We start from the raw sequence: 18,155 nt of genomic DNA, 5'->3' as shown, positions 1-18,155 counted from the left end.
CTAATCTCTAATCTCTAATCTCTAATCTAAAGTATCAGATAACACTTTTTAAGTGCCCTATTGTCGTATCCGCATTTTCATAATTAATTGGTATTTCGACTATCTTTCCTGCTTTATCGATAAACAAAGACGGAAAACTATCACCGCCGATCTTACGCGCAAAAGCCACTTCCGTTAATAGCGCTTGCTGAGTTTGTGAAGACAAAAAGTCTATTTCAAATTGAGCTATATTTAAACCAAGCTGTTTTGCTAGAGTAATCAGAACCGGGTTATCACTGGGATTTTTGGCCTCAAGATAATAAGCCATTTGTACTGCATCGAGCATCACTTGCTCTGCGCCCTGATAGCGTGCAGCAAGAATAGCTCGACACGCAGGATAAGTCGCACGCCGCGGTGTATTTTCAGTCCAAAATTCATAATTAAATTTAGTACCAAGGTACTTTTCAATCTTCTTCCAATAAGATGCTATTTGAGCCTGCATCATTTCTGGCATTATCTCATCCGTATCGGGTGCTAAACCACCTAGCACATAAATAATGTCGACGTCATCAGCAACAGCTTGTTTGATTTTATGCCACACAGGCTTATAACCCCAACACCAAGAGCACATGGGGTCGTAGACATAGTACAATTTTGGTTTTACTGACGACATTGCATTGATCCTTTAATTATTACGCTCAGAGCGGTTTTCAGAGACAATGTCAGAGTCCTGCTGAGCATAAAAATCAACACGGAAGCTTGTGTCATCCGTCATAAATTCAACTTTGTGCCAATATTCTGGAGGTGAAATCGCAGACTCATCTTGTTTAATCACAATTTCTTGTTCTATGTTGCCACGTCTTTCGGTAAAACCATAAAACTTCAACTGGCCGCTAATAACATTTATCTTGCCGTAAACCCCCGATCGGGTGTTGTGTAAATGCAGGAACATTTTAGGAATATTATCAGCGGTATAAACGGGCGTTGATTTATAATTTACAAAATCATTGGGAATAGATGACATAACGGCTCGCTTAGTTGCATGCATGTGTGAATAACATAAAATATACGCCCATTATCAATGAGCGCAAGTAATGATATTCACATGTTAGACTTTAAGCGAAGCACCACGAGTTTCGATCACATCACGATACCAAAAAAAGCTTTCTTTACGAATACGCTCTAGTGAACCACTGCCATCGTCATGACGGTCAACATAGATAAAACCATAGCGCTTACCCATTTCGGCGGTTGAATTAGCGACTAAGTCAATGGGTCCCCAACTAGTGAAGCCCATCAGTTCAACACCATCTAAAATTGCTTCACGCGCCTGAACCAAATGATCATTTAAGTATTGAATACGGTAGTCATCAATGATCTCACCGTCTGCTGTTATTTCATCACGCGCGCCTAAGCCATTCTCAACAATAAATAATGGTTTTTGATATCTGTCATATAAGAAGTTTAATAATATGCGCAAGCCTTTCGGGTCAATTAACCAGCCCCATTGGCTCTTCTCTAAATACGGATTTGGTACACTGCCAATAATATTACCAACTTCTTTTTGCTTAGGATCTGCACTTGCACAACCGCTGGCATAATAACTAAACGAAATAAAGTCGACGCTGGCATTCGCAAGGATATCTAAATCATCCTCTTCCATAACAACTTCAATATTATTATCTCTAAAATAACGTAACATATAACCAGGATATCTACCGCGAGTTTGCACGTCACCAAAAAACAACCACTTGTTATTCTCATGAACAGCAGCCATGACATCAGCTGGGTTACAGGTATACGGATAATTAAGCGCTCCCAATAACATATTACCGATTTGCGCATCTGGGATAATTTGTTTACACAAGGTCACCGCTTTGGCACTGGCGAGTAATTGATGGTGGATTGCTTGATAAATGGCTTGCTCGTTCGCCGCTTCAGGTAACCCCACACCGGTATAAGGTACGTGTAGAGACATATTAATTTCGTTAAACGTCAGCCACAGTTTTACTTTACTTTTGTAACGTTCGAATACCGCTGTTGCATAACGTTCAAAAAAATCGACCAGTTTTCTATCAGCCCAACCGCCATAATTTTCAACGAGACTCACAGGCATTTCATAATGCGATAAGGTGACAAAAGGTTTAATTTCATGCTTGGCTAATTCATCAAAGATACGGTCATAATATGCCAAACCCGCTTCATTGGCTTGACTTTCATCACCGTTCGGGAATATACGCGTCCACGCAATCGATAACCTTAAACAGGTAAAGCCCATCTCTTTGAATAATTGAATGTCTTCTGGATAGCGATTATAAAAATCGATCGCAAGATCTTTAATGCCCGCGGTTTTGTCCGCACGTTCTTGGTGCTCGCTTAAGATCCCGTTAGGTAATAAGTCTGCAGTAGAAAGTCCTTTACCGTCTTGCTGAAATGCACCTTCGGTTTGATTCGCAGCGATTGCTCCGCCCCATAAAAAATCTTGTGGAAATAAATTCATTCGTCCCCCAACTAAGTATTACTATCCATGTAGGGCTCTAGAATAAACGATCAAAACCAATAACTAATTGAAGTGGCTCACATTTTCAGCATTGCATTTGGCTAAGTGCTCACCTTTTATTCATCTAATGTCCTAATTATAATAAGCGATCTAATTACCTAATTGCTCTTTAATTTCGTCTCGTAATTCAATCGGGGCTGGCAAAGCGGTTCCGACGGTCAGAAACATGTCTGCATTATTTTAATGTCGTTTTTTCATTAAGAATATCAGCAAAGTGTTTTACAAAATGACGTGCAGCCTCTTTGCCTTCTTGGTAATCCACTTCTAAGTCATCCTTATCACTCAACAATGCCCTGCTGCGTAAAACTTTCTTTGGTGCGATCTGCATGACAGTCAATCCTTCTGGCGGGTTAACCAAAAAATCATTTAACTCACGATAAGATTGGTAATAACGAGTTAGCATTTCGATTACTTCACTATTTTTGCCTTTGTTAGAAATAGAAAGAAGACGCTGAGTGAGCTCATCGTGAATCGTTTTAAATTTATCTAACGACTGGTTCAGGCTTAGTTTCTCAATATATTGTGGCAACCTCGCTTCAATTTTTTCCCGCCAGTCATCCAATACACTCCCGCCATTGTCTACACTTTCAACCGGTTCAGTTCGCACCACCACAATGAGTTCAGCGCCGCGTTTCCATGCTTCCTGCACGGGTACCGAAGCACTCACTCCGCCATCGACCCATTCCAGATCATTAAAATTAATTTTTTTGTTGTATAAAATAGGCACCGCACAGCTTGCCCGAAGGACCTCTCTCCAGTTTTGTTGATACAGCGGCAGATAAGTATCTTGCATGGTATCTTTTCGGGTTGCGCACGCAAAGGCCTGACGATACTGTAAATTCTTCCGCGCTGTGATGATATCCAGTGGCGTCAGGCCCTTTGCCGATACAGCATCCAACGCCCAATCTAAGTTCATCGGCTTTTGTTTTCTCAAGTATTTGTAGAGACTGAAGAATTCATCATCTGTGGTGTAATTAACAATAAAATTGTAGCCAAATTTAGACTGGCGGCTAATAAAAGACGAGAGATTAAGTGCGCCCGCAGAGGTACCTATATACAGTTCAAAAGGGTCAAAGCCCGCATCAAGAAAATAATCAAATACGCCTGCGGTGAATATGCCTCTCTGCCCACCCCCTTGCACAACTAAAGCTAGTTTTATTTTCTTAGTCTGATCAATTTGCGTTAAAATTTCGTTGGTAACTTGGCGATCAATTATACGTGAATTCAACAGCTGATGACTTGTCATAGTTTACTCACATTAATGGATTAGATGGGGGAATAGGTGTAGTAGTTATGGCTATATAGGCGTGGCGATACTGCGACACCTTCCTGACATTGGCTATAATCTAAGTGTAGAACACTGCACGATTACTTATCTTGCGTCTGTGGACTTTCGGTTGAAATTTTGATTTGATCAAATGGTATGACTTAACGCTTCCTGAATTAATTTAGATTTGATGTCATCACAATATTGGAGAACATAGTTATGTTAAACGTTAGCGGTAAAGACGCGACTTTAAATAATATTTTGGTTATTTGTGAAAAAGGAATAAGTAATGAAGGTTTTGTGCGTTTATTCGACAGTGATGAATTTTCAGTAAAACTAGGGAGCTCCGCTAGGTGGATATATTGATCTTCAAATTTACACATTACGCAGCATTAAATATTACGGAATTGGGTAGGAAGTGAATAAAGTAAGGATTAGAGGTTGTACTTACTATTATGTAGCTATAATTAGTCATATAACTTTAATCAGTGAATCAAGGGTGCGTTATGAAAATTTCAATCATTAAAAATGACACCGATATGGTAATAGCCTCTTACCAAATCAATTTGGACACTGTTGATCACAGCCCCTCCGACGAAGAGTATTATTCCCAGGCATGGCTACATGCAATTGAGGACGATATTGTCGAGGAGAATGATTTTTCCAAATATAGTTTCAGGTTATAAGAAAAATCAAAGATTGAATTTTTTTGGATGCTTGGTTGTCACATACCTTAATTATATTGCTATTCAGCTATATTTATCATCGATAACATATTTTTTTCAGCCATTTTATTAGCGATATCCTTAGGTAGAAGATCAAGTACCTCATCCCACTTACTCAACAGTTTCCCGGTATTTTTAAACTTACCAACAACATCAGAGCCGATCATAAATCGCTCAGGGTAATCAGTAATTAACGCTAGCCACTCTTCTTTAGACTTAGCATCTTTGACTATGATATCTAATAACGTCCATGATGCCAGAATGTAAAGGTTATCATTCTCTTCGAGCAGATCTCGGGCTTCATCAATGAGAAAATCAAGACGTTGAGATTTTAATAATGTCGAGCTACTGCCGCCATGCGCCCATATAAATTTGGTCTTTCTGTTTTTGACTAGCACTTCTTCAAGCTCTGATTTGTAAAGTGGTGATTTTTCCCGTTCCGAAGTGATGTTTGAATGCAGAATAACGGGAAGATTATACTTTGCTGCAACCTTATAAACTTTCATCAGGGCAGGATGATTGGCCCTCGATTGTTCACCAAGTGTCAGCTTCGATAAAGTATCGTGGCGGGTTAGTATTTCCCCGATACCTTTCCAAAAGCCGGGGTTACTTCTAAGCAACTCTTCAATGTGCTCTGCTGCAAATAAGTCTGTTGGGTTAAAGCCCGTGATGAAAGGATGCAATCGATTTTGATACTTCGATTTGGATAAATGATTGACGAGTATAGAGTCAGTATATGAGTAATAATAAACGGGAGAATCATCGCCAAAAACAAAATCAGGTTCAGCCTCATCAAATGAACTCCATTTTTTCTTAACCGGCATTCCCATTAAAAAAGCATGATTGATGTTGCTCTTGTCCATTACTTCAATTAATGCTGAAACACCGTTGGTACGTTGAAAGTAATCAACAAAATGGATTTCAGCATCGTTATATACACCATCATAAGCGTATGAATTGAGACTGAATGCGGCAAGTAATAGAGTGCGCTTCATGATAACCCCCTGTATTAATTGAATTCATTAACAAAAATCAAGTCATTAACCCAGCAACCAACATAGATTGCGATACCAATACTGACTGAGTTATTGCGCTTTAGTTCAACGTTGCAATCCCCCGAACACAAAACATCATGAAGCAAAATACTAAAAAGGAAGCATTTCAACTTCCTTTGCTAGATTATAAATTAGCTAATGCTGCATCAATTTTTTTAGCCGCATCGCTTGTTACCCACTGACCCCACATCGACTTATTATTCAATAAGAAGTTTTCTGCAGCGTAGTCACCATCAGCTTGCTCTTCGTCGATCCAGGCCAACTGCTGGTTCATTTGCTCATTCGTAAACGAACGCTTGGAAAGATACTGCATAACCGCAGGCTCTCTCTTAGAAAAGTCAGTAGTAACAATACTTTGTACAGGCGCAGCTGGATAATCGGTCACTTTCGGGTTTTCACAACCTTCAATAATGGTACAATTTTCAAATTCATCGCGGTCAAAACCAGTACCAAAATCAACGCGTACCATTTCATATTTATCCATCATCGCAGTTGGTGACCAATAATAACCAAACCACGCTGCTTTATTTTCGTAAGCCTTAACCATAGAACCAGCTAAACCAGCACCAGAACCCGGATCAACTAAATCAAAACCATAATCAGCAAGACCCATTGCATTAAATAAATTAGTCGTGGATATCTGACACGTCCAACCCGCAGGGCAAGCCATAAATGCTGAACGAGTTGGATCTTCAGGATGCTTGAACAATTTGGCGTTTGCCTTAATCCCTGCTAGCGTGGCTAACGAGGGATCTTTCTCTACCATATATGCAGGTACCCAGAAGCCAGACACCGCGCCATCGCTCAATAGATCACCCGCAACAACAATACGGCCTTCTTCGCCACCTCTTGCTAATGTAGATCGTATCTGATTTGTCCAAAATTCCGGCGCGATATCAGGTTTATTCTTTTCGATCATCGACGTCGCGGTTATCGTCGAATTACCAGGGACAATTTCAACATCACAGCCATAACCATTGGTTAGGATGAAAGCATCAATATTAGCGACTAAGGTTGCACTACCCAAGTCCATATCCGCGATTGTCACTGAGCCACACTCAGCCGCAAACGTATTGAAAGGTGCCATCGCTAGCAGCATCGCTAAAGGGGCTTTTTTAAACATAATAAAACCTCAAATTAAACAAGTAGATTGAATAGAGTGAATACTATTGTACTGATTATTTTAACCTCGGCGTTTATTTTCATTTGAAAATGTTAACTTATCCCACAAATTCAACCAGTTAATTGTTATCGTTAATATCGTTGGCGCTTATTCAAACATACACAATACTTAATGTAAGTGATTGAATAAGGATGCTAATCGTGAAACGTGAATCAATGGAATTTGATGTTGTGATAATCGGCGCTGGACCTGCAGGATTATCGGCAGCCTGTCGCTTGCGTCAATTAGCACTAAAGTCAGAAGTAGAACTGAGTGTCTGCGTTCTCGAAAAAGCCGCTGATATCGGTGGCCATACTCTTGCCGGTACAATTTTTGAACCTCGTGCATTAGATGAACTGTTCCCTGAATGGCGAGACTTAAACGCCCCCGTCACCCATACCGTAAAACGAGATGAAACTTGGCTACTAAAAAATGCCACGACAGCCCGCCGTGTTCCCAGCATGTTAGTGCCATCGAGTTTGGACAATAAACATAACTACATCATCAGTCTCGGAGAGTTATGTATCTGGTTAGCACAGCAAGCACAAGATTTAGGCGTCGAAGTATTCACCGGCTTTACCGCCAACGAATTAACATTTGATGACAACGGTAGTGTTAAAGGGATTATCACTGGCGATATGGGTCGCGATAAGCACGGCGCAGAGAAAGACAACTTCATGCCAGGTATGGAACTGAACGGTAAATATACCTTAATTACCGAAGGCTCACGCGGTCACTTAGGCAAACAATTAATCGAAAAATACCAATTAGATAATGACGTAGACCCACAGCATTACGGGTTGGGTATTAAAGAACTGTGGCAAATCGATCCCGATCTCCATCAACCAGGGTTAGTCATGCACAGTATCGGTTGGCCATTAGCTGAACACGGAGCCACTGGAGGTGCTTTTTTATATCACTTAGGTAAAGATCAGGTGTATGTTGGTTTGATCACTGATTTGAATTATCAGAACCCTTACCTCAGTCCTTTCGAAGAATTCCAACGACTTAAACTACATCCTGCATTTAATCGCTACCTGAAAGGCGGTAAACGCCTTGCTTACGGCGCAAGAACGGTCACCAAGGGAGGTTATAACTCATTACCAAAAATGGTATTTCCCGGCGGCTTATTACTCGGTTGCGATGCTGGTACGCTAAATGTAGCTAAATTAAAAGGCACGCACACTGCAATGAAAACAGGCATGATAGGTGCAGAAGCGGTATTTTCAGCTATGTCGCTAACGCGTTATAAATCAGCACATATCAATGCTGTAAAAGGCAAAGAAGTACCTGTAATAACAAGCAAGTCAAGCCTCGAACATTTCACTCTATTATATGAAGCCTCGTGGGTATATCAGGAGTTATATCAATCCCGTAATTTCGCGCCTATCACCCACAGATGCAATGCCATGTTAGGTATTACTTGGTTTGAACAAAACATACTACATAAAAGCTTACCTTTTACCATGCACGATTCAAAACCAGACCATAGCCAATTACAGAAAATAACAAAATCGTCAGCGATCTCTTACCCTAAACCAGACAATATAATAACATTTGATCGTTTAAGCTCGGTATTCTTAACCAATATCCAGCATGATGCCGACCAACCTTGTCACCTTAAACTGACCGATCCCAGCGTCCCCATGTGCGCAAATCTCCCCCGCTTTGCAGAGCCTGCGCAACGTTATTGCCCTGCTGCGGTTTATGAAATAGTGACTATTAACCAAGAAGTAAAATTCCAAATCAATGCGCAAAACTGTATCCACTGCAAAGCTTGCGATATTAAAGACCCAGCACAAAATATAGTATGGACACCTCCGGAGGGGGGGAGTGGTCCCAATTATGCAGGCATGTAGTTAGAATACGCCCCCTAACCTTACATTGCAGATATAAAAACGCGCTACTAATCAATGATTAGTAGCGCTTTAGTGTCAGTTGATCAATCAACGCAGTGAGTTACGCAATTAACCAACTTTATCTAGCTTTACCGGATTAAGCTTCACGACTTTGGCATTAATATAGTCAGTGATAGCTGCTTGCTGCTCTTTATTTAAGTACAAACCAAGCTTAGTACGACGCCATAAAACATCTTCAGCTTTCTTGGCAAATTCTGTTTCAATCAAGTAATCAAGTTCGCGACTGTAAACACCGTGGCCAAAGTGGATACCAAAATCAGCCTCAGATTTACAATCAGCGAATAATTTCCAAGTATCTGTACCAAACTGGTTCACATAGCGTTTAACCGTTTCAGGGTTTAACCATAAATGCTGTGAACAAATATTCTCAACTAACTGCGTACGTGGATAGCTAAAGTCACCACCTGGCAATGCTGTATCCGCCGTCCATGAATCACCTAATTTATCAAAGTATGGTGAAATCAATTTCATCGCAGATTCAGCCAGTTTACGGTAAGTCGTTAACTTTCCGCCAAAAATAGATAGCAATGGTGCTTGTGTGCCTGCTTGCTCTATTTCTAATGTGTAATCACGTGTGATTGCTTGTGGAGATGAAGATTCATCATCACACAATGGCCGTACACCGCTGTAAGTCCAAACAACATCACTTGGCGCAAGCTGCTTCACAAAATGTTCGTTTACTACATCAATTAGATAATCAACCTCATCATCAGAGATCGCCACTTTACGTGGGTCACCAACATATTCAACATCAGTGGTACCAATAATTGAGAAGTCTTCCATATAAGGAATGACAAACACGATACGGTTATCTTTATTTTGTAGAATATAAGCTTGTTCTTCGTCATGGATACGTGGCACAACAATGTGTGAACCTTTTACCAAACGAATGTTACGTGGTGACTCTTCTTCCATGCTGTCATCGAAGAATTGCTTAACCCAAGGACCCGCTGCATTGACTAATGCACGCGCAGTACGCTCGAAACGAACATTTGTTTGCTCGTTTACAATTGTTACATGCCATAAGCCGTCTTTACGCACGGCTTTTTCGACACGGCAATAGTTTGCAACTTCAGCACCATTACGTTGTGCTGCCATCGCATTTAGAATAACTAAACGTGCATCATCAACCCAGCAATCTGAATATTCAAAACCTTTGGTAATATCTTTTTTAAGCAAGCCTGATTTCGCTAAGTTCACTTGGTTACTGCTTGGCAACGTTGTACGTTTACCCAAGTTGTCATACAAAAATAAGCCTGCACGAATTAATAACGCAGGGCGTAAGAAAGGACGATGTGGTAAACGGAAACGCATTGGTTTAACAATGTGTGGCGCTTTCTTCAATAATACTTCACGCTCTGCGAGTGCCTCTGATACCAGACGAAACTCGTAATGCTCAAGATAACGTAAACCACCATGCACAAGTTTAGAACTTGCTGATGACGTAGCAGAGGCAAAATCTGCCGCTTCATATAAACCAACAGTTAGACCACGCCCAGCTGCGTCTGCAGCAATACCGGCACCATTAATACCGCCACCGACCACGATCAGATCTAGCACTTCATTAAGTTCTTTATTAGTAGACTCGTTATTGGCCATTACTTTCTGGTTTCCATTATTCATACTTAACTCACTTTAATACATTCTTGCCTGAGCGAACGACCGCTTTCGAACATCTGCAACTAATATAGAACACTTTGGTATTGAAATCACCATTTACTTTCGCATTCGCGCATTTAACTTTACATTTCGAACATTTCATTTTAAATTTAACCCGTAATAAATGTTCGAATAGCTATTAAGCATTAAAAATATGTCAGCGTGATGACAAAAATAGACCAAGTAACGATAAAATACCTAAAAAAAACCAAAAAAAAGAGCGCCACTATATAAAACATAATGACACTCTTTCAATTTAGCCTAAGCTGACGATCTATTGGCCATCAAACTTAAACGCGATTATAATAAATCGTCTTCTTCGTCATGACCTTCTGACCAAGACTGTGCCGCTTTAACAGCTCGTTTCCAACCACGATAACGACGTTGACGTTTAACATCATCATCATGCGGTTCGAATGATTTTTCGATAACCGCCTTATCAGCAAGTTCATCAAGACCATCCCAGAAACCGACAGCTAGACCAGCAAGATATGCCGCGCCTAACGCTGTGACTTCTGTTACAGCTGGACGTAATACAGTTGTATTTAATACGTCAGATTGGAATTGCATTAGGAAGTTATTCGCTACCGCACCACCATCGACACGTAGTTGAGCCAATTTAATGCCTGAATCCGCTTGCATTGCATCTAATACGTCACGTGTTTGATAGGCAATACTCTCAAGTGTTGCGCGGATAATATGGTTTGCACCAACACCACGCGTTAGACCAACAATCGTACCACGTGCATAAGCATCCCAGTATGGAGCGCCTAAACCAGTAAACGCAGGAACAACATAAACACCGTTTGACGAATCAACTTTGGTCGCAAAGTATTCTGAATCTTTCGCGTCTGCAAGTAGTTTCATTTCATCACGTAACCATTGGATAGAAGCGCCACCCATGAATACCGCGCCCTCCAGTGCGTATGCGACTTCACCGCGTGGTCCACAGGCCAAGGTAGTTAGTAGACCATTCTTAGACGTTACTTTTTCTTTACCCGTGTTCATGAGTAAGAAACAACCTGTACCGTAAGTATTTTTGGCTTGGCCTTGTTCTACACACATTTGGCCATAAAGTGCCGCTTGCTGATCACCCGCAATACCAGCGATTGGGATACGTGTACCACCTTTACCACCAATGTTCATTTGGCCGTATACTTCTGAAGATGATTTAACTTCAGCCATCATAGATAATGGAATATCAAGAACCTGAAGTAGCTTCTCATCCCACTGCAACGTATTGATATTAAATAACATTGTTCGAGATGCGTTAGTGTGATCAGTGATATGAACGCGTCCTTGTGTCATTTTCCATACTAACCAAGTATCAACCGTACCGAACAGTAGTTTACCGGCTTCTGCATCTTCACGTGCGCCCTCAACGTTATCAAGGATCCATTTAATTTTTGTGCCAGAGAAGTAAGGGTCAACAACCAAACCTGTATTTTCACGCACGTAATCTTCAAAGCCTGCGTCTTGTGCTTTTAATTTGTCGCAAATATCTGCTGTACGACGACATTGCCATACGATTGCGTTATAAACTGGCTTACCTGTTTCTTTATTCCAAACAATAGTCGTTTCACGTTGATTCGTAATACCGACACCGGCAATTTCATCACTGGTGATGCCTGTCTTAGCTAACGTTTCAACTAATACTGAACTCTGAGTTGCATAAATTTCAAGTGGATCATGCTCAACCCAACCCGCTTGCGGATAGATTTGAGTAAACTCACGTTGAGAAACGCTAACAATATTTGCATCGTGGTCAAGAATAACGGCACGAGAACTAGTTGTTCCTTGGTCTAAAGCAATAATGTATTTTTTCTCAGTCATTATGAAGTCCTTTATATTTCATGAGGTAGAGTAATTTTGTCGTTACTAATACTATTTATCGTTAATAAGTACCTAATAGTTTTATTATAATTCATCGTAGCAAGCTTATGCCTTAGCCACTTCACCTTTCACTGATTTTTCATCACACTGATTTGGAATTGTACAACCATGACCCGCAGCTGGTAAATATTGACCAACTACTTTCAGATAGCCAGCCACCAAAACATGCACCAGCAATAGGCGCTACAAGGCTAGCCTCTATTGTGGGATCGCAGAGTGATCGCTTGGTTTTGATGTCGCACTTTTAATTAGCATATAAATACACATAGTTAACATGCAAACACCGAGGTACATAATCAACCCATTGTGATACTGCTTAAAGCACTGTGCCATAGCAGGTCCGGCAACAGAGCCCGCACTATAACTGAGTAACATGATCTCAGTTGCAGCAACAATCTTGCTTACGCTTAAATTGTCACACGCTAACGAGATAGCAACCGGATACAACGAAAATACACTTGCACCCAATAACATATAGCTTGAGCTGAGTAATACCGAATCACGGCTCGTTAATATACCGATAACCCCTAGCACACCAACCAAGCAGAATAATGACATTAACAATGTCTTACTCATTTTTGGTGATAAGTAGCTCACGATTGGTTGCACTAACATGCCACCCAAAATAATAATCGCCATTAACATACCCGTTTGCTCAGCACTGCCAGTTTGCGCTTTAATATACAAAGGCATCAAACCATAAATAGGCGCCATTAGCATACCTGAAACTAAACAACCCAAAATTGCCGGGCGACTTAATGTTCTTAGTTCTGCTAATTTTATCTTTTGGTGCCCGCTACAATCAGGTTGTCCGACCTTAATTAATAAAGGTGGTAAAATTGCAATCAACAACACACCAATCACCACGCTATAAGGAAAAATACCTTCAACACCAATTGGGACAAGTCCTAATTGACCTAAAGCATTACCGCCATATAAAGAGGTCATATACAAACCAAGCCGTTTTGCGCGTTGTTTTGCCGTGTCCGCCATCAACAACCAAGATTCTACGACAACAAATACCCCCGCAACAGCAATACCAGCAATAAAACGAGATGCGAGCCAAGTTGCTGCATTTGGCATTGAGATCATCAAAAATATCGATAATAGCAACACACTTAAGAACAAAATAAACGCAAGACGATGACCAATTCTTGCAACTACGCTTTCTATCTGTAACGAGCCAATTAATAACCCTAGATAAAAGATACTTGCCAACCAAGGTGTTAAGGTCAGACTTAGTCCAAATGATTCCAATGATAGCGGAATTAGACTCATTAAAAAGCCAGATGCTATAGCAAAAAATGACAAACCAACAACAGGTACAAAGGTACTGTTTTTTGGGTTTGTGCAGGCGAATGTTCCCACCTCGTATCCTCAAGTTAAGTTATTAAAATATTACTTATGATGTGATATGTGTACCAGTTACTGGTTACTGCATATTTTGGCGAGACTTTAATCCTAATTAAATCAAAAGTAAAGATCATTTAAACGAATTTAAAAATATTTTATAACGCTTGGAAATACAAGTTTATCGCATCTATTTCATCAAGTTATAGATATATCAACATTTTAACAGCTTCACTTTCGATATTTAAAACAAAATGAAACCACAGCGATATACCGACAAATCCCAAATGGCTATTTATGTACCATAACAGCATTAAAAAGTGAGTTAAAAATACTATTAACACTTACTTATGAGCATTTGGTTAATCGTTATTTTAAATGCGTTAATTAGCAACCTCATTTGATAACTAGTCATCTAATGGTGGTGTTTTTTAACTCAAATAAAAAAGGCCGCGATTAAGCGACCTTCTCTATTCAATATTGTTAGTAATTCAAAATACCTATGACCAAAATACCCAAGCCACAAATGATAAAGCAAAGATACAAATGAGGTTAAGGTAAATACCTACACGCATCATCTCTGATTGTTTGATATGCCCGGTACTAAATACGATAGCATTAGGCGGGGTTGCAACAGGCAGCATAAAGGCACAAGACGCGGCAATCGCAATTAATGCCGACAGAATAATAGGTGACATACCCAGCGCTTCTGCTACACCAGCAAACACCGGAATTAACAAGGCCGCACTAGCTGTATTACTGGCAAACTCAGTCAGCATCACCACGAATGCAACCACAGTCAGGATGATAATCAACATACCCGCTTGTGCTAAAACATCACTTAAGCTTTCAGCCAAGAACACACTTGTCCCCGTCGCTTTTAAGATGTTACTCAAGCAAATACCACCACCAAATAACAGTAATACGCCCCAGTCTGTAGTTTTTTCAATATCTTTCCAATTAACGACACGTGCGACCCCCACTAATACGATGGCCATTAAGGCAACCAGCGTATCAAATTTAGAGAAACCACCCAGCATAGCGTTAATCGGTTTACTAAATATCCATAAAAATACCGTTAATGCGAAGATAGCTAAGGTCACTACCTTGCCTTTATCCCACGCAATTGGCTGGTGGTCTAATTCAAATACTTCATTTAAGTTCGGCTTAAGCAACATATACAGCACACCGACTGTGATTGGTAATAACAGCATTGTGATTGGTACGCCATACGACATCCACTCTGTGAAGCTCAGATCTAACTGCGCAGCAGCAATCGCATTAGGTGGGCTACCCACAATAGTGGCGATACCACCGATACTTGCACAGTAAGCAATACCAAGCAGTACAAATACATAGGTATTATGGCCGGTTTTGGCATTAACCTTGTTAAGCACACCGAGCACCAAAGGTAGCATCATCGCTGTTGTCGCCGTATTACTGATCCACATCGACAGACCAGCTGTCACTCCAAACAACATAAACACAGCGACATTCATTTTACCCTTAGCCAGCACCAATACTTTATCAGCAATGGCTTTATCGAGTTCTTGTCGGTGTAACGCAGCAGCCAACGCAAAACCACCAAGGAACAAAAAGATAATAGGATTGGAAAAGTTATTCAATGCAGTTTGTGTATTAAATACGCCAAATCCCACAGCAAGAACAGGCACCAAAATAGCGGTAATACTGACGTGCAATGCCTCGGTCAACCACAATATAGCAATAAAACTGAGGATACTAAGCCCCAGAACTACGTCTTTTTCAAAAGGTAAAAAGTTGTATAACAATGCAAATAAAATAACATCTAAGATAACAATAATACTGTTTTTATTTGTTAACCATTCCATTGTATTTGTTGGTAGCGGTAGACTTTCATTTTTGTTCATGTGAACTCCATCCTCCTAATGAATATGTATTTATAAGTACTCCAATAGGGCTATTCTCACACAAATTGTAACGATAATGTTATTGTTATGTCCGATAATGATGAAGAAATGACAAGAATATTCAATAAAGCGATTTCACTCACACTTTATAGGGTTGTTTCTATTTTTAACCCAAAATAACCTTAATCGCGTTTGTTATTGGCCTATTACCTCAAATACAGCAGATCAAAGTGCATATGCTAATGAGTTAACCATATACGATGATGGAACTTTAACTGTGTATTTGCACAACGGTTTGATTTAGATCTAAGATTTAACATTAACGATAACAAAAAAGAAGAGTGAACACTCTAATAAATAGGTGTATTATTCAGCATTTAAGGCATCATCAAGAATGCCGAGCATAATTAGCTAATTTATCACTTACTAAAGGATAAAACGTTTGAATTTAATGTTCATGGAAATTGGGATTCTACTGTTTTTATTTTTGATGATTGCCTTTGCCATCTTAGCACAAGCAAGAAAGATGATAACAACCAAAAACCGTCAACTATTAGCGCAGCAACGTCAGTATATTGAAGAGACAGAAATGGTGTTGAAATATGCTACTTCACTGGCATTTAGCAGTAAGCTCATCATTTTATTACACCAGCGCATTATCGCTAGTCTAAAACACATGTTGGCGATTAAACCCTCGAACGAAAAATTAAAACATCACATCAATCAACAACACACCCATATTTCGAACGCTAAAATTTCACCGCCAACAGGGTTATTTATTGAACCTATGGATGAGCGAATCGCCATTGATTTAGCACGCAGTATTTCACGTCTCAAAGTAATATTGCGTCATGAGTTACACGCAGAAAATATCTCATTAGAAGATTGCAGCGCAGAAGAATCAAAGTTAGAAAAAATACGCTTAAAATTACGCATCAGCAATTGTTTGATTAAAGCGAACGAATTTTTCGAACTAGAAAACTACAGTACCACCATCAAGATGTTAAATGACAATATTGCTTTAATAGAAGCAGGCGATATGAAAGATGAGTTCTTAATTGAAAAACGTAAGGACATGATCATGTTATTGAATAAATCTACTTATCAATTAGCCGAAATTGAAGCTGAAAATAAAGTGATAGAACAACCAGAAGATACATCGACACTGGCTACCTTATTTGATCAAAAGCAGCTTAAGTAGTCCATACTCCTAATGTAGAATTAGCAATAGTTGATTAAAATAAAAAAGGCTCGTTATCTGCTTAAGATAACGAGCCTTTATCTAATAGACAATGCTATTATTTATCAGCACGACTCATGAACTTATGATCCGTCGTATTGATTTTAACTTTCTCGCCGCTTGCGATGTATTCTGGTACTTGAATTGTCAAACCAGTAGACATGATTGCAGGTTTAGTACGTGCACTTGCAGAAGCGCCTTTAATTGAAGGGTCTGTTTCAGTAATAACCATTTCAACTGCAGAAGGTAATTCGATAGACACAGGCTTGCCATCAACGATTAGCACTTGCAGACCTTGAGTGTCTTCTGTGATGAATAATAATTCATCCGCAATTGCTGCTTTGTCTAGGCTGTAAGGCGTATAGTCTTCTGTATCCATGAATACATACTCTTCGCCATCAGCGTAAGAAAACATAACTTGGTTACGTGTAAGATCAGCAAGGTTAAGATTGTCACTGTCTTTAAATACTTCATCAATTTTTGAACCTGTCACTACATCGTACATACGCATGCGGTAGATACTGCCACCAGCACGACCTTGTGGTACTGAACGCTCAATATCACGGATGATGTATACGCCGTTATTATATTCAACAGCGGTATTCTTTTTAATATCACTTGCCTTTGGCATTGTCGTTATTCCTAATAATAAATAGTGTATAGAAAATAGCATAAAGGATAAATCAGACCAAGTGCTGCAATCAGGAAGCGCTGACTTCTTCACCATTTTTAGCTAATTTATACTAATACTAAGTAAATAAAACACGCTTCATCATGCTAAATCCCTCCCACACCGTTCTTTCTTGGCTTATATCCGCGATCCACATAAATAAAACTTAAAATCAATTAAATCAAAATAACAATGCAAAAATACCCGCAAAGCTTGTCTTAAATATCACCAAATTTTCAATGATATAACAATATGTAACGCTGCTTTTCCATATTCATGTTTATCAGGCTTTATGACTTATATTTTATTGTATAACCGCATTTAAAATACCATTTACATAGTAGATATATTCACTTAAAGTACGCTTAACAGTTTGAACTATATATAGTCGTTAATCGCGTAACTGGATTAAAGGTCGTTAATTTCTACTAGGTTAAATAATGAAAAACAATGTAATAAGTAAAAAATGGATGTACTTCCCAATTGTCAGCATGTTGATTTCGACTATCATCGGACTATTCATATTTAATTTAACATTATCAAATTGGATCGAAGAAAAGATAGAAATCGATTTATCCAGTGAAATAACACGGATCACCAATAAACTAGAAACCTCTGGCATGTCTTTTGATAACTTAGAAAAACTCGATATCTATATCAAGACAGATGTAGAGCTTAGCCGCCAGAATCACATCACTTTAATCGCGTTTGACGGTACCGTGTTAGCAGATAGTGATATTTCATTACTTGAAGTAAAGAAAATTGAAAACCACTTAAACAGAAAAGA

13 protein-coding genes and 1 pseudogene are annotated in these 18,155 nt (G+C 39.5%); 3 read left to right on the top strand and 11 right to left on the bottom strand.

Translation table 11 applies throughout. From position 1 onward, the window contains the following. Positions 1-34 precede the first annotated feature (34 nt). From QNK26_RS02735 to QNK26_RS02710, 6 genes are all read right to left on the bottom strand, one after another. The gene (locus QNK26_RS02735) at positions 35-652 is read right to left on the bottom strand and encodes a DsbA family protein (protein ID WP_319220727.1); all 618 of its coding nucleotides are present in this window, start codon (positions 650-652) and stop codon (positions 35-37) included. 12 nt (positions 653-664) lie between these two features. After that, on the bottom strand, positions 665-1,003 hold the full coding sequence (locus QNK26_RS02730) for a DUF1971 domain-containing protein (RefSeq protein ID WP_319220726.1): 339 nt from the start codon (positions 1,001-1,003) through the stop codon (positions 665-667). Positions 1,004-1,087: 84 nt separating this feature from the next. Continuing rightward, entirely contained in the window at positions 1,088-2,479 is a 1,392-nt protein-coding gene (locus QNK26_RS02725; protein ID WP_319220725.1) for a glycoside hydrolase family 1 protein, read from the bottom strand. Positions 2,480-2,714: 235 nt separating this feature from the next. Continuing rightward, positions 2,715-3,785: a patatin family protein gene (locus QNK26_RS02720; protein ID WP_319220724.1), complete on the bottom strand. Its 1,071-nt coding sequence runs from the start codon at positions 3,783-3,785 to the stop codon at positions 2,715-2,717. Positions 3,786-4,551: 766 nt separating this feature from the next. Beyond that, positions 4,552-5,526, bottom strand: a complete 975-nt coding sequence (locus tag QNK26_RS02715) for an amidohydrolase family protein (protein WP_319220723.1) — start codon at positions 5,524-5,526, stop codon at positions 4,552-4,554. Between the two features lie 184 nt (positions 5,527-5,710). Further along, entirely contained in the window at positions 5,711-6,709 is a 999-nt protein-coding gene (locus QNK26_RS02710; protein ID WP_319220722.1) for an ABC transporter substrate-binding protein, read from the bottom strand. Between the two features lie 200 nt (positions 6,710-6,909). On the opposite strand from QNK26_RS02710, the gene QNK26_RS02705 reads away from it, so the two are divergent. Next, positions 6,910-8,607 (top strand): electron transfer flavoprotein-ubiquinone oxidoreductase, encoded by a 1,698-nt coding sequence (locus tag QNK26_RS02705; protein ID WP_319220721.1) that lies wholly within the window; start codon positions 6,910-6,912, stop codon positions 8,605-8,607. Positions 8,608-8,715: 108 nt separating this feature from the next. On the opposite strand, the gene glpD is transcribed toward QNK26_RS02705, so the two are convergent. The 4 genes from glpD to QNK26_RS02685 form a co-directional block, all read right to left on the bottom strand. Further along, the gene (gene glpD, locus QNK26_RS02700; protein WP_319220729.1) at positions 8,716-10,266 is read right to left on the bottom strand and encodes a glycerol-3-phosphate dehydrogenase; all 1,551 of its coding nucleotides are present in this window, start codon (positions 10,264-10,266) and stop codon (positions 8,716-8,718) included. 360 nt (positions 10,267-10,626) lie between these two features. Next, positions 10,627-12,159: a glycerol kinase GlpK gene (gene glpK, locus QNK26_RS02695; RefSeq protein ID WP_319220720.1), complete on the bottom strand. Its 1,533-nt coding sequence runs from the start codon at positions 12,157-12,159 to the stop codon at positions 10,627-10,629. Positions 12,160-12,417: 258 nt separating this feature from the next. Beyond that, positions 12,418-13,587, bottom strand: coding sequence for an MFS transporter (locus QNK26_RS02690; RefSeq protein ID WP_319220719.1), 1,170 nt, complete (start codon positions 13,585-13,587; stop codon positions 12,418-12,420). Positions 13,588-14,069: 482 nt separating this feature from the next. Next, positions 14,070-15,458, bottom strand: a complete 1,389-nt coding sequence (locus tag QNK26_RS02685; RefSeq protein WP_319220718.1) for a DASS family sodium-coupled anion symporter — start codon at positions 15,456-15,458, stop codon at positions 14,070-14,072. A gap of 451 nt (positions 15,459-15,909) precedes the next feature. On the opposite strand from QNK26_RS02685, the gene QNK26_RS02680 reads away from it, so the two are divergent. Beyond that, positions 15,910-16,659: a hypothetical protein gene (locus QNK26_RS02680; protein WP_319220728.1), complete on the top strand. Its 750-nt coding sequence runs from the start codon at positions 15,910-15,912 to the stop codon at positions 16,657-16,659. A 97-nt stretch (positions 16,660-16,756) separates the two neighbouring features. Here QNK26_RS02680 and yeiP read toward each other — a convergent pair whose 3' ends face one another. Next, on the bottom strand, positions 16,757-17,329 hold the full coding sequence (yeiP, locus tag QNK26_RS02675) for an elongation factor P-like protein YeiP (protein ID WP_319220717.1): 573 nt from the start codon (positions 17,327-17,329) through the stop codon (positions 16,757-16,759). A gap of 479 nt (positions 17,330-17,808) precedes the next feature. Here yeiP and QNK26_RS02670 point away from each other — a divergent pair. Continuing rightward, positions 17,809-18,155: pseudogene (locus QNK26_RS02670) on the top strand (diguanylate cyclase); the annotation flags it as partial.

Source organism: Moritella sp. (assembly GCF_033791185.1).
Lineage (GTDB): Bacteria > Pseudomonadota > Gammaproteobacteria > Enterobacterales > Moritellaceae > Moritella.
The sequence above is the reverse complement of the archived record's forward strand: the minus strand, read 5'-3'. Positions and strand labels throughout refer to the sequence as shown.